Genomic DNA, 26375 nt, shown 5'->3' on the forward strand with positions numbered 1-26375 from the left:
GAAGGCAGCCGGAGTCGAACCGACCCGGGAGTGTCTGACACCCCCAACCGGGTTTGAAGCCCGGCCGTACCACCGGATACGACTACCTTTCTCGGAGAAAAGAACAGCAGGCGGCCGTTTGTTGCCGGTGTCCAGGCCACCGGCCGAAACAGGACGCCCCAGTGATCAGGCCGCCCTGACTGGCGTTCCGAATGCCTTCCCTACTTGCGCAATCCAAGTACGCCGAGGTAGGCATCGAGCGAGCGCTGGACAGACTCGGCCACCAGGCGCGTGATGCCGCTGTAGTCGCCGGTCACACACGCCTCGTCCAGCGTATCGTAGTAAGCCAGCCGATCTTCCTTGCGAATGACGGCAGGCGGGTAGCCGGACTTCATCAGTTCGAAATTCAGCAGCAACCGCCCCGTTCTTCCATTGCCGTCGACAAACGGATGGATCTTCACGAACCGCGTATGCAGTTCGGCGGCACGCGCCACGGGATGCATCGCCCCCGCCTGTGTGTCCCAATCGATGAGCGCGGCCATTTCGGCCGGCAAATGCAGGAAATCCGGCGGCGTCGTGCTGGCGCCTGCGATCACGACGTTCTCCCGGCGATACCGCCCGGCCTCGCCGTCGTCGATACCCTTCAGTACCAGCCCATGAATATTCCGGATTTGCCACTCGGACAGCGTCTCCTGCTTGCCGACGATTTCTTCGACATAGAGAATCGCGTCGCGATGATTCGTGGCTTCGAAATGCTCGCGCAGCGACTTGCCGCCGACCGTAATGCCTTCGAGCACGACCTTCGTTTCCCGCAGGGTCAGCGTGTTGCCTTCGATCGCATTCGAATGATAGGTCCACTCCAGCATCAGCTTTTCGCGCAATGACGCCAGCGTATGCGGCGGAAGCGGACGCGCTGCGTCCAGCTTTGCCTTGTCGGCATCGACGGCTTCCAGCAGAAGCAGTACGGACGAATCCATGAAATCACCCATTTCGGCCAATTCGAGCCATTTTAGTCCCCATCGGGGAGGGCTAGTGGCGGAAGGCAGCCGGAGTCGAACCGACCCGGGAGTGTCTGACACCCCCAACCGGGTTTGAAGCCCGGCCGTACCACCGGATACGAATGCCTTCCGTGGGGAAAAGAACCAAAAGAGCGAGAAGAACGACGAGCGCCTACGCCTGAATACCCACCCAACCGCTGTCAGGCCGCAGGAAGTGAAGATCGCGGTGGAAGCGAGTATACCCAACCCGATCGAAGAACTCGAGAATCTGGATCGCGCGCTTGCGGCCGAGCCCGGTCGCGTCGCGAAACGTCGCCGCGTCGAGCCCGCCGCCGCGCGTCGGCGCGAGATGCGCCACCAGCCCGGCCAGTTCGCGCACGACATCCGCGTGATAGAACAGGTCGCGCACGACCTGATGCACGTCACCGCGTCGCGCGAGCTTGCGCAGCAGCGTGCGCACGGCTTCCTCGGCCGCGCCCGTGTCGCGCGCCAGATCGCGGACCCACGGCGGATCGAAGCGCCCGGCATGAATCAGCGGCAACAGTTGCTTTGCCAGCGCTTCCTCGCGCGCATCGAAACTCACCGAATGCGACGGCAGATGCAGCCACGGCCCGCTTCGCGCAACCTCCGCGCCGTTCACCAGCGCATCGACCAGCGCGCGCCATGGCGCATCGCCGACGAGCGGCGCCGCCATCCGCCGCAGGCGCGCCGCATCGAGCCCCTGCTCGTCCGGCACGCGCTCGTGATACGCGCGCAGCGTGTCGATCGCCCGCGCCCGCAGCGCATCCCAGTGCGCCCGCGCGATCACCGTGCCGTCGTTCGATGCGGCGTCGCGCTGGCCGATCGCCAGCGCGTCGTCCGGCAATGCGAGCGTATCCGGCGCGAACCCCGTCAGGTGCGTGAGCGTCGTGCGTGCGATGCCGAGCGGCGCCTGCGCGAGCAGCGCATCGACCCGCCCTTCATCGAGCCACGCCGCCAGCGCATCGAGCCATGCGCGGCGCGCGGGCGTGCGGCGCTTGCGCGCGGGACCGAACGGGTCGAGCACGCGGCCGCCGCCGACGGTGCGCGTCGCTTGCGGATTGCGGACGATGAAGCGATCGCCCGGCAGCGCGAACACGGGTTCGTCGAACACCAGTTGTACGCGCATCTTCCGGCCGGCCGCGAGCGTATCGCCGTCGAGCAGCGCAACGTGCGCGACGCGGTGCAGCGTGCCCAGATGCACGTGCAGCGGCGCCCAGTGCGTCAGCGTGAGCCCCGCGTCGGCCAGCAGCGTCAGTTCGACGTCAAGCCGCGGCGACGTCGCGACGAGCCGCGCATCCGCGACGGTATCGCCGCGCTCGACGGCCGTCTTGTCGACACCGGCCAGGTTCAGCGCGCAGCGCTCGCCCGCGCGGCCCGTATCCACCGGACGATTCTGCGCATGGATGCTGCGCACGCGCGCCGCGCCGCCGGTGCGCACGACCGCGAGCGTGTCGCCGGTCGCCACGCGGCCCGCGAACGCGGTGCCGGTCACGACGGTGCCCTGCCCCGCGAGCGTAAATACGCGATCGACCGCGAGCCGGAACAGGCCGTCGTCGCGACGCCCGCGCCACGCGAGCGCCGCGTCGGCGAGGTGACGCTTCAATGCGGCGACGCCCGGATCGTCCTCGCGCGTCGCGCAGGTTTCGAAGATCGGTACGCCATCCAGCGTCGAACCGTGCAGCCATACGACGATCTCGTCGCGCACGGCCGACAGGCGTGCGGCGTCGACGCGATCGCACTTCGTCAGTGCGACCGCGCCATGCGTGACGCCGAGCAGTTGCAGGATCGCGAGATGCTCGCGGGTCTGCGGCATCACACCGTCGTCGGCGGCGATCACGAGCAGCGCGAAGTCGATCCCGCACGCGCCGGCCGCCATCGTATGTATCAGCTTCTCGTGGCCCGGCACGTCGATCAGGCCGAGCACGTCGCCATTCTCGAGCGGCGTATACGCGTAGCCGAGCTCGATCGAGATGCCGCGCGCCTTCTCTTCCTTCAACCGGTCGGTGTCGACGCCCGTCAGCGCCCGCACGAGCGTCGTCTTGCCGTGATCGATATGTCCCGCGGTACCGACGATCATGCAGCGGGCCCCGCGATCTGCACGCATTGCGCGACGAGTGCCGCTTCGTCGGCCGCCTCGAGGCAGCGCAGGTCGAGCCGCAGCGCATTGTCGGCCACGCGGCCGATCACCGGACGCGGCCATTCGCGCAGCCGCTTCTCGAGCTGCGCGAGCGCACGGCCGCCGCGCTTGCCGTCCGGCGTGCGCACGACGAGCCCGGCACTCGGCAACTGATCGACCGGCAGCGCACCGCTGCCGATCTGGCTGAACATCGGCTCGACATGCACGTCGAAGGCGCTGCCGAGCGCCGCCTGCAACACCGGACGCACGCGCTCGGCGGCCTCGGCGATGTCGCGTTGCGGCCGCGTCAGCAGCCGCAGCGTCGTGAGCCGCTCGCACAGGAATTCCGGCGCCTGGTAGAGCCGCAGCACGGGCTCGAGCGCGGCGAGCGTCAGCTTGCCGACGCGCAGCGCGCGCTTGAGCGGATGCTTCTTGATCTTCGCGACGAGCGCGCGATCGCCGACGATCAGGCCGGCCTGCGGCCCGCCGAGCAGCTTGTCGCCGCTGAACGTGACGAGGTTCGCGCCGGCCGCGACGGTTTCCTGCACGGTCGTCTCGTGCGGCAGCCCCCACTGCGACAGATCGGCGAGCGTGCCGCTGCCGAGATCGACCGCCACCGGCAGACCGTGCTCGCGGGCAAGCGGCGAGAGTTCGGCAAGCGCCACCTCCTTCGTGAAGCCGCTGATTGCGTAGTTGCTGCAGTGCACCTTCATCAGCAGCGCGGTACGCGGGCCGATCGCGTCCGCATAGTCGCGCAAATGGGTGCGGTTGGTCGTCCCGACCTCGCGCAGCTTCGCGCCCGCGCGGCTCATGATGTCGGGAATGCGAAACGCGCCGCCGATCTCGACCAGCTCGCCGCGCGACACGACGACTTCCTTCTTCGCTGCCAGCGCCGACAGCGTCAGGAACACGGCCGCCGCATTGTTGTTGACGACGGTCGCGGCTTCCGCGCCCGTCAGTTCGCACAGCAGATCGTCGATCAGGTCGTCGCGGTCGCCGCGGCGGCCGGTGGCGAGATCGAATTCGAGGTTGACGGGTTGGGTCAGCGCGTCGACCACCGCGCGCACCGCGTCGTCGGGCAACAGCGCGCGTCCGAGATTGGTGTGCAGCACGGTGCCGGTCAGATTGAACACCGCGCGCACGGCGCCCGCGCTCTGCGCGGCCAGCGTGCGGGCGACAGCGGCCGCGATGCGCGGCTCGTCGAGCGGCTCGGCCGCCGACGGATCCTGCTGCGCAGCGGTGCGCCAGCGTTCGAGTTCGGCGCGCACCGCGTTCAGCACGCGCGTCCGGCCATAGTCGGCGAGCAGCGGCTGCAGCGGCGCCGACGACAGCACGCGCTCCACCGACGGCACGCGCGCGAGGACGGCATTCAGTTCATTCAAACCCGGTTCGGTCACGTAATGGTGGCTCCATTTCCAAGCGCGGCAGGCAGCGGGCGCCGGCGCTCGCGCACCCGGCTGCCTGCCGTCAGTCCACGTCGGCTTCGCGCGACATGTCCGGCCACAGCAGCGGGTTCGGCGAACTGCGCTGGTAGCCGGCTTCGTTCATCAGCAGGTCGAGCGTGAGGCTCGCGAGATCGTCGGCCAGCGGCTCGAACTCGTAGTCCTTCTCCTGGTAGCCGATCTTGCGATAGGTCTTGCATTCGTCGCACGATTCGGCCTTGACGGCTTCGCTGCCGCCCTCGATCCCGTGGTAAGCGATGCCCTTGGTCGAGTCGCAGTGCGAACATTTCGTGCGCACCATGTGCCACTCGGTCGTGCACAGCCCGCACTGCAGGAAACGGTAGCCCTGGAACTGGCCGCCGACACGCACGACGCTCGCGACCGGATGCGTGCCGCACACGGGGCACAGCCCCGGCTGGTCGAGATACGGGACGTCGGCCGGCGCGACGCGGCTCGCGAGATCGGTCCAGACGACCTGCAGCGCGGCCATCAGGAACGGCGCGGTGGCCGGGTCGACCTCGGCGAAGCGCAGCGCGAGGATCGCGTCGGCCTGTGCGTCGAGTTCGGCGGGCGCCAACAGGCGCAGCCGGTCGAGCAGCTTCGCGAGCGACGGATTGACGAGCCCGGCGCTTTCGACGCGGTCGAGCAGTTCGTACAGCACGGCCCGCCACTGCGGGTTGCGCTCGCCGTCGAGCGCCGGCACGAGCGGCATCGAATGCTGCTGCGCACGCGCGATCGCTTCGGGCGACGGCATCGGCAGGTTCAGCGCCTGCAGCATCGCGTGCTGCGCGTCGGCAACGGTCGCCATCAGCCGCAGGTAGCCGCTGATCGGGTTCAGGTCGGCGAGCTTGCGCAGCCGCGCGGCGCGCGCCGCGAACGCGGTCGCGCGCTCCGGCAGGCGAAAGCGCGGAATGGCCGAATGATCGAGCGCCGAGATCTCGGTCGGTTCGAGAATGCGTTGTGTCACAAAAATGTCTTCCAAAAAAAACAAGCGCCGACAGGTCGGCGCTTTCAGGCGGTTCCGACGGCCGACGGGGCGGCCCGCCTCAATCGGCGAGCCGCCCCGCTCCGATGCGTTATTTCACGCTTTCACGGAACCACTTCGGGTGATGCTTGCGGGCCCAGCCCAGCGTGACGGTGCCGCGCACCATCGCCCCGATCGAGCCCTTCACCCACAACGCCGCGTAAATGTGCACGATGATGCTCGCGATCAGCACGAAGGCCGCCACGGCATGCACGACGGCCGCCGCGCGGATCACCCCGATCGGGAAGTAGAACGAGAAGTAGCGCCGCCAGATCACGATCCCCGACAGCAGGAGCAGCAGCAGGCACGCCACCAACGTGAAGAATAGCAGCTTCTGTCCGGCGTTATAGCGGCCGACCGGCGGCAGCTTGTCTTCCTGGTTGGTCAGCACGTCGCCGATCTGCTTCAGCCACTGGCGATCGTCCGCGTCGAGCGCGTTGTGGTGCCAGAAGCGCACCACGAGAATCGCGAACGACACGAACATCACGAGGCCGACGAACGGATGCAGGATCCGCGTCCACTGGCCGCCGCCGAACAGCGCGGTGAGCCAGAACATCGACGGATGGAACAGCGCGAGCCCGGACAGCGCCAACAGCACGAAGGTGATCGCGGTGATCCAGTGGTTCGTGCGCTCGTTCGGCGTGTAGCGGACGATCAGGTTGGGGTCGTCGTGCTTCATTTTGCGTCCTCCTTGATGCGTCGCGCGTCGTCGCGGGCGGCGGCTTCTTCCTCGTCGCTGACCTCGTTCGGACCGACCCGCGTGTAGTGGAAGAACCCGGCCAGCGCGGTCAGCGCGAGGCCGGCGACCGCGAGCGGCTTCGCGATGCCCTTCCACAGCTTCACCATCGGGCTGATCGACGGATTGTCGGGCAGCCCGTAGTACAGCGACGGCTTGTCCGCGTGGTGCAGCACGTACATCACGTGCGTGCCGCCGACGCCCTGCGGGTCGTACAGCCCCGCATGCTCGAAGCCGCGCTCCTTCAGGTCCTCGATCCGCTCGGCCGCGTGCCGCTTCATGTCCTCCTTGGTGCCGAACACGATCGCGCCGGTCGGGCAGGTTTTCACGCAGGCCGGTTCCTGGCCGACCGCGACGCGGTCGGAACAGAGCGTGCACTTGTACGCGCGATGGTCCTTCTTCGAGATCCGCGGCACGTTGAACGGGCAGCCGGTCACGCAATAGCCGCAACCGATGCAGTTCTCCTCGTGGAAATCGACGATCCCGTTGTTGTACTGCACGATCGCGCCCGGCGACGGGCATGCCTTCAGGCAGCCCGGATCCTCGCAGTGCATGCAGCCGTCCTTGCGGATCAGCCACTCGAGGTCGCCTGCCGGGTTCTCGTATTCGGCGAACCGCATCACCGTCCACGAGTGCTCCGACAGGTCGGCCGGGTTGTCGTACACGCCGACGTTGGTGCCGACCTCGTCGCGCAGGTCGTTCCACTCCATGCATGCCGTCTGGCACGCCTTGCAGCCGATGCACTTCGATACGTCGATCAGCTTCGCGACGCTCCCGGTCACCGGTTCGCGCACCGTGGGCGGCGGCGTCGTGGTGGCCGAGACGCGCTTGATATCCAGCGATTGCAATGCCATCTCTTCCCCCTTACGCCTTTTCGACCTTCACCAGGAACGACTTGAATTCCGGTGTGTACGAGTTGCCGTCGCCCACGGACGGAGTCAGGGTATTGGCGAGATAGCCGGGCTTCGTCAGACCCTTGAAGCCCCAGTGCAACGGGATGCCGACCGTCTGGACCTTCTTGCCTTCGATCGTCAGCGGCTTGATCCGCTTCGTGACGAGCGCGACCGCGACGATGTAGCCGCGCTTGGACGACACCTTCACGCGATCGCCGTGCGCGACGCCGACTTCCTTCGCGAGGTCTTCGCCGATCTCGACGAATTGCTCGGGCTGGATGATCGCGTTCAGCCGCGCATGCTTGGTCCAGTAATGGAAATGCTCGGTCAGCCGGTACGTCGTCGCGACGTGCGGGAACTCCGACACCTTGCCGAACGACGCGCGGTCGTCCGGGAACACGCGGGCGGCCGGGTTGTTCAGCGCCTGCGGGTTGTCAGGGTGCAGCGGGTTCGCCGCAAGCGGCGTCTCGAACGGCTCGTAGTGCTCGGGGAACGGACCTTCGTTCATCCCCGCGCGGGCGAAGAAGCGCGCGACACCTTCAGGGTTCATGATGAACGGCCCCATCCCGTTTTCAGGCGGCTCGTCCGCCTTGAAGTCGGGCACGTCGACGCCCTTCCACGCGCTGCCGTTCCAGCCGATCAGCTTGCGGGTCGGGTCGAACGGCTTGCCGCTCACGTCGCACGACGCGCGGTTGTACAGGATCCGCCGGTTCGCCGGCCAGGCCCACGCCCAGTTCAGCGTCTGGCCGATGCCGGTCGGGTCCGAGTTGTCGCGCCGCCCCATCTGGTTGCCGGCCTGCGTCCAGGCGCCGCAGAAGATCCAGCAGCCGCTCGCGGTCGTGCCGTCGTCCTTCAGCTGCGCGAACGCGGCGAGCTGCTCGCCCTTCTTCACGAGCGTCTTGGTCGGGTCCTTCGGATCGGGCAAGTCCGCGAGCGCACGGCCGTTGAACTCCATCGCGAGCTCTTCGGGCGTCGGGCTTTCCGGGTTCGCGTACGGCCAGGTCAGGTTCACGATCGGATCCGGATACTTGCCGCCGTCCGTCTGGTACATCTTGCGCATGCGCAGGAACAGCCCCGACATGATCTCGAGGTCGCTCCGCGCCTCGCCCGGCGGCTCCGCGCCCTTCCAGTGCCATTGCAGCACACGGCTCGAACTGACGAGCGAGCCGTTTTCCTCCGCGAAGCAGGTGGTCGGCAGGCGGAACACCTCGGTCTGGATCTTCGACGAATCGACGTCGTTGAAGTCGCCGTGATGCTTCCAGAACTCGGACGTCTCGGTCGCGAGCGGATCCATGATCACGAGCCACTTCAGCTTCGCGAGGCCTGCTGCCGTCTTCACCTTCGACGGCGCCGCCGCGAGCGGGTTGAAGCCCTGGCAGATGTAGCCGTTCATCTTGCCGGCACTCATCAGCTCGATCGCCTGCAGCAGGTCGTACTGCTTGTCCAGCTTCGGCAGGTAGTCGTAGGCCCAGTTGTTCTCGGCGGTCGCCGCATCGCCCCACCAGGACTTCATGAAGCTGACGTGGAAGGCCTTGTAGTTCTTCCAGTAGCTCAGCTGGTTCGGCCGCAGCGGCAATTGCGTGCGCTTCTTGAGGTAGCCGTCGAAATCCTGCTCGGCCTGCATCGGCAGCGTCATGTAGCCCGGCAGCAGGTTCGACATCAGCCCGAGGTCGGTCAACCCCTGGATGTTCGAGTGGCCGCGCAGCGCGTTCATCCCGCCGCCGGCGATGCCGATGTTGCCGAGCAGCAGCTGCACCATCGCGCCGGTGCGGATCATCTGCGCGCCGATCGAATGGTGGGTCCAGCCGAGCGCGTACAGCACCGTGCCGGCGCGGCCGGGAACGGCCGTCGTCGCGAGCATCTCGCACACCTTCAGGAATTTCTCCTTCGGCGTGCCGCACGTCTGCTGGACCATGTCCGGCGTATAGCGCGCGTAGTGCTGCTTCAGCAGGTTGACCACGCAGCGAGGATGCTGCAGCGTCGGATCGACCTTCGCGAAGCCATCGTCGCCGCGCTCGTAATCCCAGCTCGATTTGTCCGGATACGCGTGCTTCTCGGCGTCGTAGCCGGAATAGATGCCGTCGTTGAACGCGAAATCCTCGCGCACGATGAACGAGAAGTCCGTGTAGTTCTTCACGTACTCATGCTGGATCTTGTCGTTCGTCAGCAGATAGTTGATGACGCCGCCCAGGAAGACGATGTCGGTGCCGGTGCGGATCGGCGCGTAGTAGTCGGCCACCGAGGCCGTGCGCGTAAAGCGCGGGTCGACGACGATCAGCCGCGCCTTGCGGTGCGCCTTCGCCTCCGTTACCCACTTGAAACCGCACGGATGGGCCTCGGCTGCATTGCCGCCCATCACGAGAATCACGTCCGCGTTCTTGATGTCGACCCAATGGTTCGTCATCGCTCCACGGCCAAACGTCGGGGCAAGACCTGCCACCGTCGGGCCATGTCAGACACGCGCCTGATTGTCGAATACGAGCATTCCCAGACTGCGGACAGCCTTGTGCGTGAGGTAGCCGACTTCGTTGCTGCCCGCCGACGCGGCCAGCATGCCGGTGGTCAGCCAGCGGTTGACCTTCGCGCCGTCTTCCGCCGCCTCGACGAAGTTCGCGTCGCGGTCGGCCTTCATCAGCTTCGCGATCCGGTCGAGCGCGTCATTCCACGAGATCGGTTCCCACTTGTCCGAGCCGGGCGCACGGTACTCGGGATGCGTCAGGCGGCTCGGGCTGTGGATGAAGTCGATCAGGCTCGCGCCCTTCGGGCACAGCGTGCCGCGATTGACGGGGTGGTCGGGATCGCCTTCGATGTGGATGATGCTCGGCTGCGCGTTCTTCGCGCCGTCGCCGAGGCTGTACATGAGGATGCCGCAACCCACTGAACAATAAGGACAGGTGTTGCGCGTTTCGACGGTGCGCGCCAGCTTGTACTGTCGGACTTCGGCAAGCGCTTCCGTCGGAGAAAAGCCCATCAGGGCAAGACTCGATCCGGCAAGCGACGTGGCCGTCACCTTCAGGAACTGGCGCCGGGACATTTGTAGCATGATGGTCTCGGCGTTTTTGTGGGGTGGGGTGAAACTGAAAGGAATTATAGACAGTTCAGGCAACTATGATTGAATCCTCGGATCAATACCGATTTGTCTGATCCACCGATGCCCGGCGTTCAACGCACAACCCAACCGTCATGAAACGACAGATCACGTCCGAAGCCACCCGTCTCGCGCAACAACAGGCCAACTGGGCACTCAACGCGTTCAGGCGCTTCTCGTCCGACCGCTGCTCGGCAATGGCCGCGAGCATCGCGTTCTTCTCGGCGTTCTCGCTCGCGCCGACGCTCGTGATGGTGATCGCCGTGGCCGGATGGTTCTACGGCGACGACGCCGCGCGCGGCCAGGTGTTCGAGCAGGCACACCAGTTGATCGGCGACGATGCGGCGGCCAGCATCCAGACGATCGTGCAGAACGCGCATCGCGCGGGCGAGCGCGGCGGCATCGCGACGCTGATCTCGTTCGCCGCGCTCGCGCTCGGTGCATCGGCGACGTTCGCATCGCTGAACACGGCGTTGAGCGTGATCTGGCCGAGTACGGAAAACCGCTGGTCGAGCATGCTCGGGCTCGTACGCGTGCGGCTGGTTTCGTTCGGGCTCGTGCTCGGTGTCGCGTTCCTGCTGATCGTGTCGCTCGTGCTCGATACCGCGATCACATTCGTCGGCACCTGGCTGCTAGGGAATTCACCATACGTCGCGATCACCAACCTGTTGCAGTTCTTCGTCGGCATCGCGGTACTCGCGGGCGCGTTCGCCGCGCTGATGAAGTTCCTGCCCGACGCGCGCGTCGCATGGCACGACGCGATGGTCGGCGGGATCGTATCCGCGATCCTGTTCTCCGGCGGCAAGAAGCTGTTCGCGCTGTATCTCGCGCGCGCGGGCACGGCAAGTGCATTCGGTGCTGCCGGATCGTTCGCGGTCCTGCTGATGTGGCTGTACTTCTCGGCGGCCGTGCTGCTGCTCGGCGCGGAATTCGCGGCCGCGCGCGGCGATGCGCATCGCCGCACGGGCAACGTCGCGGCCGTGTCCGCGCCGACGGATCGCGCAAGCGGCAACTGATTCCCCACGGATTCCCCGCGTATTGCTTCCCGCGCGGCCGCGCATCGCGCGCGCCGCATCGTCGCCCTACGCGACTGCCTTCCTTTCCGCAACCACCCCCGCCCGCCGCGCGCTGATGCGTCCTTTGCATCGGCGCGCGATGCAGGCTGCAACGGCAAACGTTTGCATGCCTCGATTTCCGTGCACCAATCGTCGAAACTCGCCCTTCCGCTGCCGGACGCACCAACCGTTGCAACAATCGCAACGCAGCAACTGTCAACTATTTCAAAAAGAGGAACAGTTCTTGATGTGCTTGATATATATGAACTTTTTCTCGCTGTTACCTTTTCGAGACACTTTATTTTTTAAGCTTTCTTGCCTGTCTTGCACTGCGCTATTCTCCAATCCGCAACAAATAACGAATCACGAATCACTTGCGTGGAGATACTCAACGATGAAGAAACTCGCTCTCTCGACCCTCTCGCTCGCCCTGCTGGGCGCCGCCGGCGCTGCTCACGCTCAGTCGAGCGTGACGCTGTACGGCGTGATCGACACGTCGATCGCATGGGTTCACGGTAACGACGGCCAGGCCAACAACTCGTGGCAAATGCTGTCGGGCAACCTGCAAGGCAGCCGTTGGGGCCTGAAAGGCGCTGAAGACCTCGGCGGCGGCCTGAAGGCGATCTTCCAGTTGGAAAACGGTTTTGATCCGGGCACCGGCCACCTGAACCAGGGCGGTCGCATGTTCGGTCGTCAGGCATACGTCGGCCTCGAAAGCAACCAGTACGGTACGCTGACGCTCGGCCGCCAGTACGACCCGCTGGTCGATCTGGTCCAGGCAGTGACGGCTGACAACTACTTCGGCAGCGTGATGGCAACGCCGGGCGACGTCGACAACAACGACAACTCGCTGCGCGTCAGCAACGCGATCAAGTACACGTCGCCGGTCTGGGGCGGCTTCCAGGTCGAAGGCATGTACGCCCTCGGCGGCGTCGCAGGCAAGACGGGTTCGGGCCAGACGTGGGCGGTTGCGGCTGCATACAACAACGGCCCGGTCGGCGTTGCTGCAGGCTACTTCTACGCAGCCAACCCGTCGCCGACGACGGCTGTCGGCCGCGCAGGCTGGGGCTCGACGACGTCCGACGCGATCTTCGACGGCCCGATCAACTCGGGTTACGCAACCGCGAAGTCGATCGCCATCGCGCAAGTCGCGGGCCAGTATGCAATCGGCCCGGTGACGTTCGGTCTCGGCTACAGCAACGCACAGTACAAGCCGGACGCATTCTCGGGCTTCGGCTCGACCGAAAAGTACAACACGGGCCGCGCGTTCGTGACGTACCAGGTCACGCCGCCGCTGCTGCTGGGCCTCGGCTACTCGTACACGAAGGCAAGCGGCGACACGACCGCGAAGTACCACCAGGTCGGCGTCGGCGCGGACTACTCGCTGTCGAAGCGCACGGACATCTACCTGGTTGGCGCATACCAGCACGCGAGCGGCACGCAGCTCGTCGACGGCGTGCAGCAAAGCGCGCAAGCGTCGATCGCTTCGTACGGCTTCGCCGGCAAGAGCTCGGCCGAACTGGTCGCGCTCGGCATTCGCCACAAGTTCTAAGAAGTACGTTTCCGGTGTGCATGGCGTCTCCGACGCCATGTCGCCGAACTGCAAAACCAGTCATCGGCTTCGGCCATGGCTGGTTTTTTTTCGTCCGTTGCCGGCGGCGCCATGGCAGGCGACGACCGCGGCCGGGGCCTCGGGTACGGCAACCGGCCGGGAGCGGCGCCTGGGCCGCCTGTCACGCGCGGGAAGCCCATTTGCAGGCATGCCGGACACCTCGCCCTGCCGACTCCGATACACCGATATCCCCGATACGAAGCACGTATGCTTCGACATGTCGATTTCGGCGACCTGCATCCGTCGTATCGATGGCGGCATGCAGATTGCCCGTCCCTCACCGACAGCTGACAGGAGACGCTCCATGACGATTCAGAAGATCACGCCGTTCCTCTGGTACTCGGCGGAAGCCGAAGAAGCCGCGGCCTTCTATGCGGGCATTTTCCCGAACTCGCGGGTCGTGCGTGTCACGGCGGTGTCCGGCACCAGCGGCACCCGAATGGTCGAGTTCGAACTGTTCGGGCAGCCGTTCATCGCGATGAGCCACCCGCGCACCGAGACGTTCAACCACGCGATCTCGCTGATGATCAGTTGCGCCGACCAGGCCGAACTCGACCGTTACTGGAGCGCGCTGCTCGACAACGGCGGCACGGCCGACGGCTGCGGCTGGCTGCGGGACCGCTACGGCGTCTCGTGGCAGATCGTTCCGGACGCACTGATCCCGATGATGGCCGACCGCGACGAGGTCAAGGCGGCGCGTGTGGCCGCGGCGATGATGCAGATGACGAAGTTCGACGTCGCCGCGCTGAAGGCCGCGCATGCCGGCACGGCGGGCTGACGAAGCAACGGGGCGCTGCACGTCCTTCGCGGGGTACTGGCACGTTCGTGGCGCACGTGCGGCCCGCGCCTGACCGCATCCGTCGACGCGATTGCATCGCGCGGCGACGCAATCGCGGACAGCGGTCATTCTTGCGCCGCTACACCGGCAGCATTGCTTCGACGATCCGTCGCGCGTCGCGCACGAACGCAGCGACCGGTTCGCCGGACAGCAGCGCATCGTCGCCCTCACCGCGCAGATAGACGGTACGCGCGGCCGACAGGACGGGGCGGTACGCGTCGGGCAGGCGCGCCAGCACCCACGCCGCGGCGACATCCTTCGGCGCGATCCTGCCGGTCGCGGCGCTGTACCAGATGCGTGCGAGCGCGAGCACGACGTTGCATGCGTCGCCGCGCCAGTCCGGCTCGGCATGCCACTGCGCAACGGTGGCCAATAGCGCGGCGGCGAAGACGCGCGCGGGCACCGGCTCGAACCACGCCGCCGCGCAACGTCATGCTGCCGCACCGTCGTCAACAGAATCGCCAGATCGTGATCGACGCATGGCGGCTCGACGATGCCCGCGTGCAGATCGCGGCGCAGCCACTCGCCGAACTGCAGCGCGCGCCGGGCCGGATGACGCCACGGAACCACGTCGCCGCGCACGACGACCGTCTCTTCCAGCGCGCGCATGCGCGCCGTGCCCCCCGGCGGCGCCGACACATCGAGCAAGTCGAGCATCAGCGCACGCCGCACCGCTTCGTCCGGCGATGCAGCGACCGTCACCAGCAGGTCGATGTCGCTGCGCGGTTTCAGCCCGCCGTCGAGCGCCGAGCCGAACAGATGCAGCGCCTGCAGCGTTGCGCCGAGATGCCGTTCGATCACGGCGCACGCGGCAGCCACCGGGCCGGTGATCTCGACAGGAACGATCGCTGCGCTCATGACGTGCGCGACGCGCGGCGATGCAAGGCCGTGGCCGGCACGATGACGATCCGGCCATCCACACGAGCGGCCCGCAGCACCGGATGCGCATCACGTCTGCCGCATCCGCGCTGCACCACGTCGTCGCCGCGCGATTTGCGCAGCGCAATAAAAAATCCCCGCACGCTTTCGCGTACGGGGACCGTCGGACATCGCAACGGTCGCCGACATGCATTCGGCAACCGTTACGCGGCATTACGCAGCCGCGTCCTTCAGCTTCTTCAGCGCACGTGCCTTCACGCGCACGCTGGCCGGCTTTGCCGGGAACCAGCGCTCTTCGCCCGTGAACGGATCCTTGCCGAAGCGCTTCTTCTTCGCCGGCACGACTTGCGCCGTGATCTTCAGCAGACCCGGCAGCGTGAACTCGCCTGCGCCCTTCTTGTGAACCGAGCCCAGCACGACGTTCTCGAGTGCGACGAGCACTGCCTTGACCGCCTTCAGTTCGACAGCGGCACGCTCAGCGATGTGCGTTGCGAGCGATGCCTTCGTGAACTTGTCCTTCAGCGGCGTCGGAGCGGCCGGTGCTGCCTTCGCGACAGCCTTCTTGGCCACTACTTTCTTCGCGGGCGCAGCCTTTTTGGCAGCCACTTTCTTGGTGGCCGGTGCGGCAGCCTTCTTGGCCACCTTTTTTGCGGAAGTCGCCATGTTTCTCCTACCAGGTGTGGTCGTTGGATACACGAAGCGTGCAACGCGCGCGCTTCAACGCCGGATTCTACAAGCGCCTTGACGCTTCGTGCAGTACTTTTATGCGTTTTCGCGGGGTTTCCCGCAGGTTTTGTTGCGCGAGACCGACTTCATCGACGCTCCAGGGTCTGTTTACGCCTGTAACGCAGATGCGCAAACAGCCCCCCGCATCGAAAAACGCCTTCACGTATACGTCCGAACGCGAATTACGTTCGATATTTGCGCACCTATACTGACCTCGCTCAGTGCCCCGGATGCCTTCATGCGCGAAGTCAGATACGTCAAAGGACTCGACGGCCTGCGAGCCCTCGCCGTCATCCTCGTTTTCCTGTCCCACAAGGGCCACGTCCTCGCTGTCGACGTGGGCAAGCTCGGTGTGTGGACGTTTTTCCTCATCAGCGGATTCCTGATCGTCGGCGAGCTGCATCGCAACCGCCAGGCGATCGAGCGCGGCACGATGACGCGCCGCCACGCGCTGGCGCTGTTCCTCGCGAAGCGCGCGCTGCGGATCTTTCCCGTCTACTACCTGCTGCTCGCCGCGCTCGCGATCGCGCACGCGCTGTTCTACCAGCGCGGCGTCAATCTCGGGCTCGCGTGGCACGCCGCGTTCCTGTCGAATTACTGGATCGGCGTCGTCAAGGACGGCTGGCCGGGCTCCACGTCGCACTTCTGGAGCCTCGCGGTTGAGCAGCAGTTCTATCTGATTGCGCCGCTCGCGCTGCTCGCGGTGCCGGCCGCGCGCCACGTCGCGCTCGGCGTCGCGGCCGTCGCGCTGTGCGCGCTCGCGCATCTCGTGCTCTACGCGCTCGACGCATCGCCGGTGCTGATCTACGCGTTTTCCCCGTGGAATTTCGCACTGATCGCGCTGGGCGGCGTCGGCGCGATCGCACTTGCCGATCGCGGCCCGAGCGTCGTCCGTCGCATTCCGCCCGGCTGGCTCGGCGCCGCCGGCGTGGTGTTCTTCCTCGCGCTGCCCGCGTTTGCGACGCTGCCGGATGTCGTCACGGGACTCGCGGATCTTGGACTGTCCGTGTCGCTCGGCACGCTGATGCTGTGGATCGTCACCGAGCCCGACCATCCGGCCGTGGCGCTGCTCGACCGGGCGCCGCTCGTCTATCTCGGCACGATCAGCTACGGCTTCTACCTGTTCCACAACCTGATTCCGGCACGTTTCGGCGAGATGCCCGCGCTGTTCGCACGCGTGCCGATGCCCGCAAGCGTCCGGGAAGCGCTGCCCGAACTGCTGCAGTTCGCGCTCGCCGTGCTGCTTGCCCATCTGTCGTGGCGCTATCTGGAAAGGCGCCTGCTCGACTTCAAGAAGCCGATCACCGCGATGCTGGCCCGGTACTTCGTCGCACGGCCGAGCACGTCGCCGCGCTGAGCGGGGCACGGCGCGACGCAACCGGAAAACGTGCGCCGGGGCCGGCGACGCCGGGCGCCGAAGCGGTGCGGCCGCCGGCCGGTTCGCCCCGCCGGGACACGCGTTGCGCCGGAAGATGAACGTGCCGCACGGCACCGCGGCGCCGCGTTGACGTCCGCGGCGATTCGACACTCTGGACCAGGTATCAACGGCGGCTATTGCGAAGCACAGCCCTCGCCCATCGGGCCGCATGCAACCGGCATGTCGGCACCGGCTTCATCGCCATGGCGCCCGGCATCGCGCGCACCAGGAAACAGCATCGCCGCCTGGCGGCGCACCAGAATCGCCACGCCCCTCCTTGTTTGTTCACGTCGGATTCAACACCGTCGATCGCCCGCCACCCCGCGGCTCCGCCTCGCCCGCCCGCACGCAAAAAAGCCCCGACGCACAAGGCAGCCGGGGCCAACGGAACAACCACCACCTGAAACAGCGGAGCAGCGCGGCTGCTTATGCGACAGCAGCCAGCGCGGGCAGGCAGGTACGCAGGTACGCCTCGAATTCGCGGCTCACTTCCGGATGCTGGAGCGCGAGCTCGACGGTCGCCTTGAGATAGCCGATCTTGCTGCCGCAATCGAAACGCGTGCCGTAGTAGCGATAGGCAAGCACCTGTTCGTTCGCGAGCAGCGACTGCACCGCGTCGGTGAGCTGCAGTTCGCCGCCGGCGCCCGGCTTGAGCTTGCGCAGATGATCGAAGATCGTCGGCATGAACACGTAGCGGCCGACCACGCCGAGGTTCGACGGCGCGTCTTCCGGCGCCGGCTTCTCGATGATGCCCGACAGCTTGATGATGTCCTCTTCCCACTCGCGGCCTTCGACGACGCCGTACGAGCGGCTGTCCTCGCGCGGAATCGTCTCGACCCCGATCACCGAGCTGTGATAGTGGTCGAACACGTCGACGAGCTGCTTGAGCACCGGCTGTTCGCCGTGCAGCAGGTCGTCGGCGAGGATCACCGCGAACGGCTCGCCGTGCACCAGCTTTTCCGCACACAGCACCGCATGGCCGAGACCCAGCGCTTCCGGCTGGCGCACGTAGAAGCAGTTCACGTGGCTCGGCTTGATGCCGCGCACGAGCTCGAGCAGCTTTTCCTTGCCACGCGCCTCGAGCTCGGCCTCGATCTCGTACGACTTGTCGAAGTGATCCTCGATCGCGCGCTTGCTGCGCCCGGTCACGAAGATCATCTCGGTGATACCGGCGTTGATCGCTTCCTCGACCGCGTACTGGATCAGTGGCTTGTCGACGACGGGCAGCATTTCCTTCGGGCTCGCCTTCGTTGCCGGGAGGAACCGCGTGCCGAGACCGGCAACGGGGAACACGGCCCTGGTGACTTTCAACATGTTCGCATCCTGATTGCGTTGACTGCGCCGCGTCGCCCTGCGACCCGGCGCGATTGTTTTCCGAACGGCATATCGAGAACCGACGGCACGGCCAATTCCACTCCGCTCATTTTCGATATGGACTGATTGCCCATGTTTCCGTAAAAAGAGATAATCCGCGAACCCGGTCGATATTGCCGAACCGATTGCCGAAACAGAAACAAATTACCGATTTTCCGGATACAAATTCTTACGATTCGAATTCCTCGATATACGGGACGCCGCCCCGCTCGAGACCGGGGCGAATCGGCTCGTTCTTCAGCGCCTCGCGGTACGCCGACAGCACGGCCATGACCAGCAGTACTGCCGCGCTCGCGATCCAATGCATGTCCATCTTGCCGCTCCTTGCATCAATCAACTGGAAGCTTCAAGCTATCAGAAAAAAATCGGCAAATAATTGTGGCGCCAGCGGAACCGCTTTCAGACCCGAATAAAACCACCATCTGAAATGCCGTTATTTCGCGACGGGATTTTTTTATTCATTCGATCGAATTCTTGCGCATTACGATTGGACCATCCCCTTCATCCGTCGCAAGGAATCGAATCGCATGCAAGCTTTCAGCGGACCGTCTTTGACTGCGCCGCCCGTCGCCGACCACAAGGAACACGTGATCGACGCGATGCGCGGGTTCGCGGCGCTGCTCGTCGCCTATTTCCATTGCCGCCAGGTCGTCTGGGTCGGCATGCAGAGCTTCCATCGCGCTTACGGTCATGCGCTCGACCCGAGCGTGATCGTCGGCTACCTGACCTTTCCGTTCGGGTGGGGATCCGCGGGCGTGCCGATCTTCTTCGTGATCAGCGGCTACTGCATCCACCGCAACGCGGCGCTCAAGCTTGCGGCCAACCCCGCGTACCGGCTCGACGCGCCGAACTTCTGGGCGCGCCGCTTCACCCGCATCTACCCGGTGCTGCTCGCGGCGCTGCTGTTCACGCTCGCGATGGACGCGGTCAGCCTGCAGATCGCGCCCGTCAGCCACAAGATCCGCGACGTCGGCCTCACCGCGTTCCTCGTGAACCTGTTCTCGCTGCAGGGCGTCGCCGGCTATACGTACGGGTCGAACGGCGCGCTGTGGACGCTGTCGCTCGAAGTGCAGTTCTATGCGATCTACCCGCTGCTGTTCGCGTTGCGCCGGCGCATCGGGATGCCGGCGATCGTCGCGGCCGTCGCGCTCGTCAACGTTGCGTCGGCCTGGCTGCTCGAACGGCACGACCTGCAGTTCTTCACGTCGTACTGGCTGTCCTGGACGATCGGCGCGTGGATCGCCGACGTGCGCGCGCAGCCGGCGCGCGGCAAGGCCACCGTGCCGTCGCGCGCGTGGTACCTCGCGGCCGGCGTGCTGCTGGCCGCGGGCTGCGGCGCCTTCCATGTCGGCCAGTACGGTGCGTTCCAGCTGTGGGCGGCCGGCTTCGCGTGCTTCCTGTACCGCGCGCTCGCCTGCCCGCCGCGCCCAACGCCGCTCTTGCGCGTGCTCGGCTGGTTCGGCGACTTCAGCTACTCGCTGTACCTCGTTCACCTGCCGCTGTTCGTCTGCCTCGGCTCGGTGCTGTTCCATTCCGAGCTGCAACTGTCGATCTGGCCGTCGTTCGCGTTCATGGCCGCCGCGATTCCGGTCGCCTACGTGTTCTACCGGCTGTTCGAACGCCCCGCGATGATGTGGTCGGCCAGCCTGAAACCGACGCGCACCGCTCGCGTCGTCTCACCGGCGCCCGAACGGGCTGTCTGAGCGGCATCGTTCCCGCGCTCACTGCCCCCGCCCGGCGTCAGGCTGCGCGGGGGCATTTTCCTGGGTGGGACGAGCGAGCCCGGTGACGCATGCGCCAGCGCATCGCCGGCCCATCCGACAAACCTCCGCCTGACCGCGCGACAGGCGCCCGCCCCCCCCAAAGCAAAGCCCTCATGCAGCGCGACACCGCATGAGGGCTCGTTTCCCGATGCATGGCGCATCAGTTCGCGCCGCGCCTACCGCTTCTTCGCCTTCGCGGCCTTCGCCGTATCCGAGAGAATCTTCTCGACCCGCTCCACATAGGTGTCGGTGCCGAACCGGCGCACCGCGGTCGCCCGCCCGCTCGCGACGAGCCGCTCGCGCAACGCGGCGTCGTGCTTCAGCCTGCCCAGCGCAGCGGCCAGCGCGGCCGCATCGCCCGGCTCGCAGAGCAGCCCGTTGTCATCGTCCTCGATGATCTCGACGACCCCGCCCGCGCGGGCCGCGACCACCGGCCGCCGCGCAAGCATCCCCTCGACGATCACCCGCCCGAACGGCTCGGGCGTGATCGACGTATGCGCGACCACGTCGACCGCCTTCATGCACGCGGCCACGTCGCGCTGGAATCCGAGGAAGTGGACGCGGTCGTCCATCCCGTGGCGCGCGACGATCTCGTGCAGCTGCGCCGCGTATTCATCCTCGCCGAACAGCGGCGCGCCGACCAGCACCACGTGCATGTCGGGATGGCGGGCCGCGGCCTCCAGCAGCAGGTGCTGCCCCTTCCAGTGCGCGAGGCGGCTGAACGACCCGACCAGCCATGCGTGCTCGGGCAGCCCGAAGCGCGCACGCAGCGCGGCCTGGCTGACAGTGTCCAGCGCGTCGAACGGTGCGGCCGAAATGCCGTTGAACACGACGTCGACGTGCTGCGGCGTGAAGCCCGTCAGCGCGCGGAACGCCTGCGCGGATGCGTCCGAGTTCGCGATCACGCGCGTGACGCCGAACCGCGCGCCGTACTTGATCGCCATCAGCTGCTTGCTGCCGAAGTGGTCGCCGCTGACGATGTCGCGCAGGTGCCAGACCACCGGCTTGCGCGCGAGCCGCCCGGCCAGCGCCGCGACCACCATCGCGCGCTGCGTGTTCGCGTAGATCACCTCGGCGCGCCGCGCGCGCCGCGCGACGTCGCGCACCATGCCGACGAGCCGCTTCAACGCACCGGCCGACACGCCGCCCTGCTTGCGCACGCCGGCGAGCGCGCCCTGGTCGAGCACGTCGACGCGCGCGCCGATCTCGTCGAGCGCCGCGCGGAACGGGCCGTCGTCGAATAGCAGCACGTCGGCGTTCGCGCGCATGTGCTTCATGATCTCCAGCAGCGACAGCTCCGCGCCGCCGAGCACGCCGCTCTGGTCCAGCACGAGCGTCGCCGGGCCGCGCGCGGCCGGCATCGGCGCGACGGCCGTGCCGCGCTGCGCGGTCGAGCCGGGCAGCGCGGCCTCCACATAATCGAGAAAACGCCGGCGGAACGTGCCGGCGGAGAAGCGCTCCGCATTCGCGCGGCACGCGTGCGGCGTGAAGCGCTGCGGCGCCCGCTCGAAATCGTCGACCGCCGCGACGATCGCGTGCGGCGTCTGCTCGTCGAAGAACAGCCCGGTCGGGTTCGCGTGCGAGCGCGGTTCGAGCACGGTTTCGAGCGCACCGCCCTTGCCGTACGCGATCACGGGCGTGCCACACGCCTGTGCCTCGACCACCGAAATTCCGAAATCCTCTTCGGCCGCGAACACGAACGCCTTCGCGCGGCGCATCCGGTCATGCAGCACCGCGAAAGGCTGGTAGCCCATGATCTCGACGTTCGGGCCGGCCTTCGCGCGGATCTTCTGCATCTCCGGGCCGTCGCCGATCACGACGAGCTTGCGCTCCGGCGTGCGCGAGAATGCCTCGACGATCAGGTCGATCTTCTTGTACGGCACCATGCGCGACGCGGTCAGGTAGAAATCGTCCTTCACCTCGTTCAGCGAGAAGCCGTCGACGTCGACCGGCGGGAAGATCACCGCCGCATCGCGGTGATACACCTTGCGGATGCGTCGCGCGATGAACGCGGAGTTCGCGACGAAGCCGTCCACCGCGTTCGCGGTGCGCGTGTCCCAGTTGCGGATGTAGTGCAGGATCATCCGCGCGAGCAGCGACTTCGGCCCGTGCGTGAGGTTCGACTGTTCCAGATACTGGTGCTGCAGGTCCCACGCATAGCGGATCGGCGAATGCACGTAGCTGATGTGCATCTGGTCCGGCCCCGTCAGCACGCCCTTCGCGACCGCATGGCTGCTGGAGATCACGAGGTCGTAGTCCGACACGTCGAGCTGCTCGATCGCGAGCGGCATCAGCGGCAGGTAGCTGCGGTACTTGGTGCGCGCGAACGGCAGTTTCTGGATGAACGAGGTCGTCACCGGTTTGCCGCGCACGAACGCACGATCGTCGAGAAAGTCGACGAGGCTGAACAGGTCCGCGTCGGGAAAGCACGCGACGATCTGTTCGAGCACGCGCTCGGCGCCGGCGTACGTGACGAGCCAGTCGTGGACGATCGCCACGCGCAGCGGACGCCACGCATCGCGTGCGCCTGCCCGCCCGGCGGGCCCGGACCGGCGCAGCGCGGCGGCGTCGCCGGCTTCGGCCACGGCGGCATCGGCCGTGGCCACGTTCAGGATGGCGTGTTCCGCCAGATCGCGATTCATATGGTTTTCCTCGCATTGAGACGGACGAACAGGTCGCGCACGAGCGCGCGCAGCCCCGGCGTCATCGTGAACGACCACGCCAGGTTCAGCACCAGCACGACCGCGCACAGGCCGATCGACTCGCCGAGCCCCGACCACGCTTGCGCGAGCAACAGGCTCGCGAGCAGGAAGGCGAGATGCGCGAGCATGTCGAGCACGATGGCGCGCATCCGGATCGCCGACAGGTAAAGCAGCACGCCGTAGTCGACCAGCGCCCGCGTCGCGACGACCACCGCCGCGCCGATCAGCCCGAAGTGATGAATGCCGAACCACAGGCCGCCGACGAAGAACGGCATTTCGATGAGGCCGGCAAACGCGGCGCGCGCCGGGTTGACCTGCGACTGGATCAGGATCCGCGTGACGCTCGCCTGGCCGACGAGCCACACGCTGACCACCAGCACGCGGCCGACCGGCGCCGAATGCGCGGCGAGATCGGCGCCGACCCACAGCGTGAGGAACGGCGCGAGCGCGAAGATCGCGACGATGCCGACCGGCGTGAACACGCCATTCAGGAATTCGAGCGACTGGCGCGCGAGCGTGTCGGCGTGATCGCGGCCGACCGCCGACAGGCGCGGGAACAGCGTGCGCACCAGCGCGTTCGGCAGCATGTTCAGGCGCGTGACGAGGTTCTGCGGCACCGTGTAGTAGGTGACGAACTTCGCGCCCATGCCGGCGCCGAGCATCACGCGATCGAGCGTGTCGGCGATCATGCTCGTCGTGCTCGCGATCAGCATCCAGCCGCCGAAGTTGAACAGCCCCTTCGCGGTGCCCCACTGCGGCGGGTCGATGCGCCGGATCCCGAGCACCTTGATGCTCGCGTGACCGAGCATCACCGCCGCGATCAGCCGCGCGACGACCGCGGCCGCCAGCACCGTCTGCAGGTTCGGCGCGATCCACCACGCGGCGCCGAGCGGCAGCAGCTGGAACAGGAACGTGCCGATCGTCTGGTTCGTGTTGAACACGCCGAACCGTTCGGCGCCGTTGATCGCGCCGGCGAACACCCACGATACGTTCGCGAGCGGAATCGCGAGCGCGAGCCACGGCAGCGCGAGATACACCTCGTGCTGCATGGCCGCCGACGCCTTCGTGAAATACGCGGTGTAGACGAACGCGCCGAAATAGATCAGCAGGCCGCCGACGATGCCGGTGCCGAGGTTCAGCCAGAACGCGCTCCAGAAGACACGCGCGCTTTCGTCCGCGTTGCCGCTCGCGAGCGCCTTCGAGATGTGGTTCTGCGCGGCCATGCTCATCCCGAGATCGAGGATCCCGAAATAGCCGATCAGGGTCCACACGAGGCTGACGACGCCGTAGCGCTCGACGCCCAGCGCGTGGATATACGCGGGCACCGTGACCAGCGACACGAAGGTCGGCAGGATCAGCCCGATGAAGTTGATCGAAACGTTCTTGAGTATGCCTTTGTCCATGCTTTTGCCCATGGGCCTGTTACGGTTTCCAGCGGTACATGAGCACCTTGCCGCGTGCGTCTTCCTCGACGAACACCAGGTATTCGCCGTTCTCGCGCCGGAACGCGCTGATGCCGAACGGCACGTCGACCCAGCCCGACGCCTTGCCGACCTCCGCGCCCGGGCTCATCACGCCGACTTCCTTGCCGGATTCCTTGTCGTACACGTGGATCTTGCCGACCGGCTCCACCGTGAAGAGGTAGCGGCCCTCGACCGTGATCCCGATCAGGTCGAGGATCGGCTTCGCGTCGAGCTGCCACGGCAGCGCGACCGTGTAGCGCACCACCGGCGAGCCGGTCGACCACTTGTCGAAGCGCACCAGCACGCGGCCGACTTCCTTGTTGATGCCCGGCTGCGGCGGCGCGTCGGCCGTGTAGCCGGTCACGTACAGCGTGTCCGTCTGCGGTTCGTAGATCGCGCGGCGCAGCTGCGTGAACGGCTGCGGCATCGGATAGGTCGTGACCTTGTCGTACGCGTAGACCGGGTTGCCGGCCTTGTCGACGCCGCCATAGCCGAAGCGGTGGATCCCGCGCACGTCGCTCGTGCGCCAGATGTCGCCCTTCGTGTCGACCCACCAGCCCCAGCCGCCCGCCTTCGCCTTGCCCGTCGTGTTGGTCGTGAACTCGTCCTCGTCCAGCCGGCCGTTGCCGTTCGCATCGCGCCAGATCCAGTCGCCGCCCGGCGGCTTGTTCGGCACCTTGTCGACCGGCCGCGCGCGGCCCGCGATCAGGCCCGACGGAATCGCGACCTCGCCGTCGCGCTTCGCGTCGAAGCGGTAGATCTTCAGGTGATCGGCGTACATGTCGGTCAGGTACAGGAACGTGCGGCCGTCGACGCGCCGTGCGAACGGCATGCCGGGATACTGGTCCGTGTGGAACACCGGATCGTCCGGATACTTGAAGCGGTTCGACAGGAAGCCGGCGTATTTCCAGTCCTGGCCGGGCGGCTTCGACAGGTCGAGCTCGAAGCGCTTGTTGCCCGTATACACGCTGTTCGGCCGCGCGGGATCGAGCCACGCGCCGTCGACGAACAGCAGCCCCTGTACCTGCCAGCGCAGCTTGCCGTCCGGCGTATAGCTCTCGAGCACGGCGCCGAGCCCCGCGCCGATCGTGTCGTGACGCGGCCCGATGCCGTTCATGGACACGTACACGTTGCCCGCGCGATCGACGCCCACGCCCGTCAGCCCGTTGAAGCGCTGCGGCCCCGGGCGGCCCGGCACCGGGCCCGTGAAGATCCCGCCGCGCTCGCCGAGCGTGCCGGACGGCGCATAGCCCTTGCCGCCTTTCGAGAAGATCAGCACCTGCTGGCGCGGACCGTTGTCCGCCACCAGCACGCGCCCTTTCGCATCGACCGCCACGTCCACCGCTTCGGTGCCTTCGGGCAGCGCGGGCGCGTCGTCGAGCTTGCGGCCGTCCGCGCGCACGTGCACGAGATGCGCGGGCCCGTTGATCGTATCGGTGAGCAGCCACAGCGTGCCGTCGCCGGCAAGCGCGATGCGGCCCGGCTCGTGCGCACTCCAGGTGCCCTTCTTCTGCATCGTCTCGGCGTCGTACACGTCGACTTCGTCATGCGCCGGGTTCGTCGCGAACAGCGTCCTGTCGTCCGCCGCAAGGCCGCCCACTTCAGCCTTCGCCTCGCCCACCTCCGAGCGCGCGGGGGCCGCCACCTCGTTCATCACCATGAAGCTGGCGGCCATCCGCGCGCGGCCGGCATCGGCGCGCCCGCCGGGCGCGACCTGCGGCGCCGCGCGGAACGGCGCCGGCTGCTTCATGTCGCCGATCGTGCGCCGCGAGATGCCGAACCACTGCTTGCCCTTGTCCGGCCAGATGCCGGGCGACTGCAGGTGGCCGCGCTCGTTGCCGACGCCGATCGCGACGTATGCATACTTGCCGTTCACCGCGACCGCGTTGCCGCCGAGGTTGCCCCAGCCGTGCGTGCCGCCTGCGAAGCCGAGCATCTTCCCGTCCTGGTAGACGCTCGCCTCGGCACCGCTCTCGTCCCACGGCGCGTTCGTATACACCTTGCCGTCGGGCGTCACCGCGATCGCGCGGATGTCGATCTGCGTCCAGCTGCCGTCGCCATAGCCGAACGTGTTGCCGATCCACGACGTGGTCGCGGGCAACACGGTTTCAGCCGGAGCGGCGCTCGCGGACAGCGCCGCGCATACCGTCATGCCAACCAGAATCAGACGTCGCAATGCGCTCTCCAGACTCGATGCGGAAGCGACCGGCGCCGCGGCGAAACTGCCTGCCCGGATGCCCTGTCGCTAA

The 26375-nt window shown here is 66.7% G+C and carries 19 protein-coding genes, 1 tRNA gene and 1 pseudogene; 5 read left to right on the plus strand and 16 right to left on the minus strand.

The features are described from left to right. Positions 1-200: 200 nt before the first annotated feature. The 8 genes from DIE21_RS14960 to fdnG all read right to left on the minus strand — a co-directional run bounded on the left by DIE21_RS14960 (position 201) and on the right by fdnG (position 10252). Positions 201-956, minus strand: a complete 756-nt coding sequence (locus DIE21_RS14960; RefSeq protein ID WP_124498557.1) for a Fic family protein — start codon at positions 954-956, stop codon at positions 201-203. Between the two features lie 56 nt (positions 957-1012). Further along, positions 1013-1108, minus strand: a tRNA-Sec gene (locus DIE21_RS14965). A gap of 41 nt (positions 1109-1149) precedes the next feature. After that, on the minus strand, positions 1150-3075 hold the full coding sequence (gene selB / locus DIE21_RS14970; RefSeq protein ID WP_124498438.1) for a selenocysteine-specific translation elongation factor: 1926 nt from the start codon (positions 3073-3075) through the stop codon (positions 1150-1152). Next, positions 3072-4511, minus strand: coding sequence for an L-seryl-tRNA(Sec) selenium transferase (gene selA / locus DIE21_RS14975; RefSeq protein WP_124498439.1), 1440 nt, complete (start codon positions 4509-4511; stop codon positions 3072-3074). Before selA ends, selB begins: the two co-directional genes overlap by 4 nt. Before the next feature lie 70 nt (positions 4512-4581). Then, the gene (gene fdhE / locus DIE21_RS14980) at positions 4582-5523 is read right to left on the minus strand and encodes a formate dehydrogenase accessory protein FdhE (RefSeq protein ID WP_185642777.1); all 942 of its coding nucleotides are present in this window, start codon (positions 5521-5523) and stop codon (positions 4582-4584) included. A 109-nt stretch (positions 5524-5632) separates the two neighbouring features. Continuing rightward, on the minus strand, positions 5633-6259 hold the full coding sequence (locus DIE21_RS14985) for a formate dehydrogenase subunit gamma (RefSeq protein ID WP_124498441.1): 627 nt from the start codon (positions 6257-6259) through the stop codon (positions 5633-5635). Then, positions 6256-7170, minus strand: a complete 915-nt coding sequence (gene fdxH / locus DIE21_RS14990) for a formate dehydrogenase subunit beta (RefSeq protein WP_124498442.1) — start codon at positions 7168-7170, stop codon at positions 6256-6258. Before fdxH ends, DIE21_RS14985 begins: the two co-directional genes overlap by 4 nt. A 10-nt stretch (positions 7171-7180) precedes the next feature. Continuing rightward, positions 7181-10252, minus strand: coding sequence for a formate dehydrogenase-N subunit alpha (gene fdnG / locus DIE21_RS14995; protein ID WP_148092755.1), 3072 nt, complete (start codon positions 10250-10252; stop codon positions 7181-7183). Between the two features lie 140 nt (positions 10253-10392). Between fdnG and DIE21_RS15005 the strand changes: the two genes are divergently transcribed. The 3 genes from DIE21_RS15005 to DIE21_RS15015 all read left to right on the plus strand — a co-directional run bounded on the left by DIE21_RS15005 (position 10393) and on the right by DIE21_RS15015 (position 13742). Then, entirely contained in the window at positions 10393-11313 is a 921-nt protein-coding gene (locus DIE21_RS15005) for a YihY/virulence factor BrkB family protein (RefSeq protein WP_124498445.1), read from the plus strand. 433 nt (positions 11314-11746) lie between these two features. Beyond that, a complete protein-coding gene (locus tag DIE21_RS15010) occupies positions 11747-12904 on the plus strand; it encodes a porin (protein WP_124498446.1) in 1158 nt (385 codons plus the stop codon). A gap of 364 nt (positions 12905-13268) precedes the next feature. Beyond that, positions 13269-13742: a VOC family protein gene (locus DIE21_RS15015; RefSeq protein ID WP_124498447.1), complete on the plus strand. Its 474-nt coding sequence runs from the start codon at positions 13269-13271 to the stop codon at positions 13740-13742. A 139-nt stretch (positions 13743-13881) separates the two neighbouring features. Here the strand turns inward: DIE21_RS15015 and DIE21_RS15020 are convergent. From DIE21_RS15020 to DIE21_RS15025, 3 genes and pseudogenes are all read right to left on the minus strand, one after another. Continuing rightward, positions 13882-14660: pseudogene (locus DIE21_RS15020) on the minus strand (aminoglycoside adenylyltransferase family protein). Further along, positions 14657-14824: a hypothetical protein gene (locus DIE21_RS37210; protein WP_185642778.1), complete on the minus strand. Its 168-nt coding sequence runs from the start codon at positions 14822-14824 to the stop codon at positions 14657-14659. Before DIE21_RS37210 ends, DIE21_RS15020 begins: the two are co-directional and overlap by 4 nt. A 70-nt stretch (positions 14825-14894) precedes the next feature. Further along, a complete protein-coding gene (locus DIE21_RS15025) occupies positions 14895-15344 on the minus strand; it encodes an HU family DNA-binding protein (RefSeq protein WP_124498448.1) in 450 nt (149 codons plus the stop codon). A gap of 301 nt (positions 15345-15645) precedes the next feature. Here DIE21_RS15025 and DIE21_RS15035 point away from each other — a divergent pair, with 301 nt between their 5' ends. After that, entirely contained in the window at positions 15646-16764 is a 1119-nt protein-coding gene (locus DIE21_RS15035; RefSeq protein ID WP_124498449.1) for an acyltransferase, read from the plus strand. 486 nt (positions 16765-17250) lie between these two features. Here the strand turns inward: DIE21_RS15035 and galU are convergent, their stop codons facing one another. Together galU and DIE21_RS37215 are read right to left on the minus strand one after the other, a co-directional pair. Then, positions 17251-18138, minus strand: coding sequence for a UTP--glucose-1-phosphate uridylyltransferase GalU (gene galU / locus DIE21_RS15040; RefSeq protein WP_027782643.1), 888 nt, complete (start codon positions 18136-18138; stop codon positions 17251-17253). A 229-nt stretch (positions 18139-18367) separates the two neighbouring features. Then, positions 18368-18511, minus strand: coding sequence for a hypothetical protein (locus DIE21_RS37215; protein WP_006479318.1), 144 nt, complete (start codon positions 18509-18511; stop codon positions 18368-18370). A gap of 214 nt (positions 18512-18725) precedes the next feature. Here DIE21_RS37215 and DIE21_RS15050 point away from each other — a divergent pair, with 214 nt between their 5' ends. Then, the gene (locus DIE21_RS15050) at positions 18726-19901 is read left to right on the plus strand and encodes an acyltransferase (protein ID WP_124498451.1); all 1176 of its coding nucleotides are present in this window, start codon (positions 18726-18728) and stop codon (positions 19899-19901) included. A gap of 236 nt (positions 19902-20137) precedes the next feature. On the opposite strand, the gene DIE21_RS15055 is transcribed toward DIE21_RS15050, so the two are convergent. From DIE21_RS15055 to DIE21_RS15065, 3 genes are read right to left on the minus strand one after another with little or no spacing between them, the layout of a single operon-like run. Then, entirely contained in the window at positions 20138-22603 is a 2466-nt protein-coding gene (locus DIE21_RS15055; protein WP_185642779.1) for a glycosyltransferase family 4 protein, read from the minus strand. After that, positions 22600-24066, minus strand: a complete 1467-nt coding sequence (locus DIE21_RS15060; RefSeq protein ID WP_124498453.1) for a flippase — start codon at positions 24064-24066, stop codon at positions 22600-22602. The genes DIE21_RS15055 and DIE21_RS15060 overlap by 4 nt, the downstream gene beginning before the upstream one ends. A gap of 19 nt (positions 24067-24085) precedes the next feature. Continuing rightward, positions 24086-26278 (minus strand): hypothetical protein, encoded by a 2193-nt coding sequence (locus DIE21_RS15065; protein ID WP_185640526.1) that lies wholly within the window; start codon positions 26276-26278, stop codon positions 24086-24088. Positions 26279-26375: the final 97 nt, after the last annotated feature.

It is taken from the genome of Burkholderia sp. Bp9140 (assembly GCF_003853425.1).
In the GTDB taxonomy this organism is placed as follows: Bacteria; Pseudomonadota; Gammaproteobacteria; order Burkholderiales; family Burkholderiaceae; genus Burkholderia.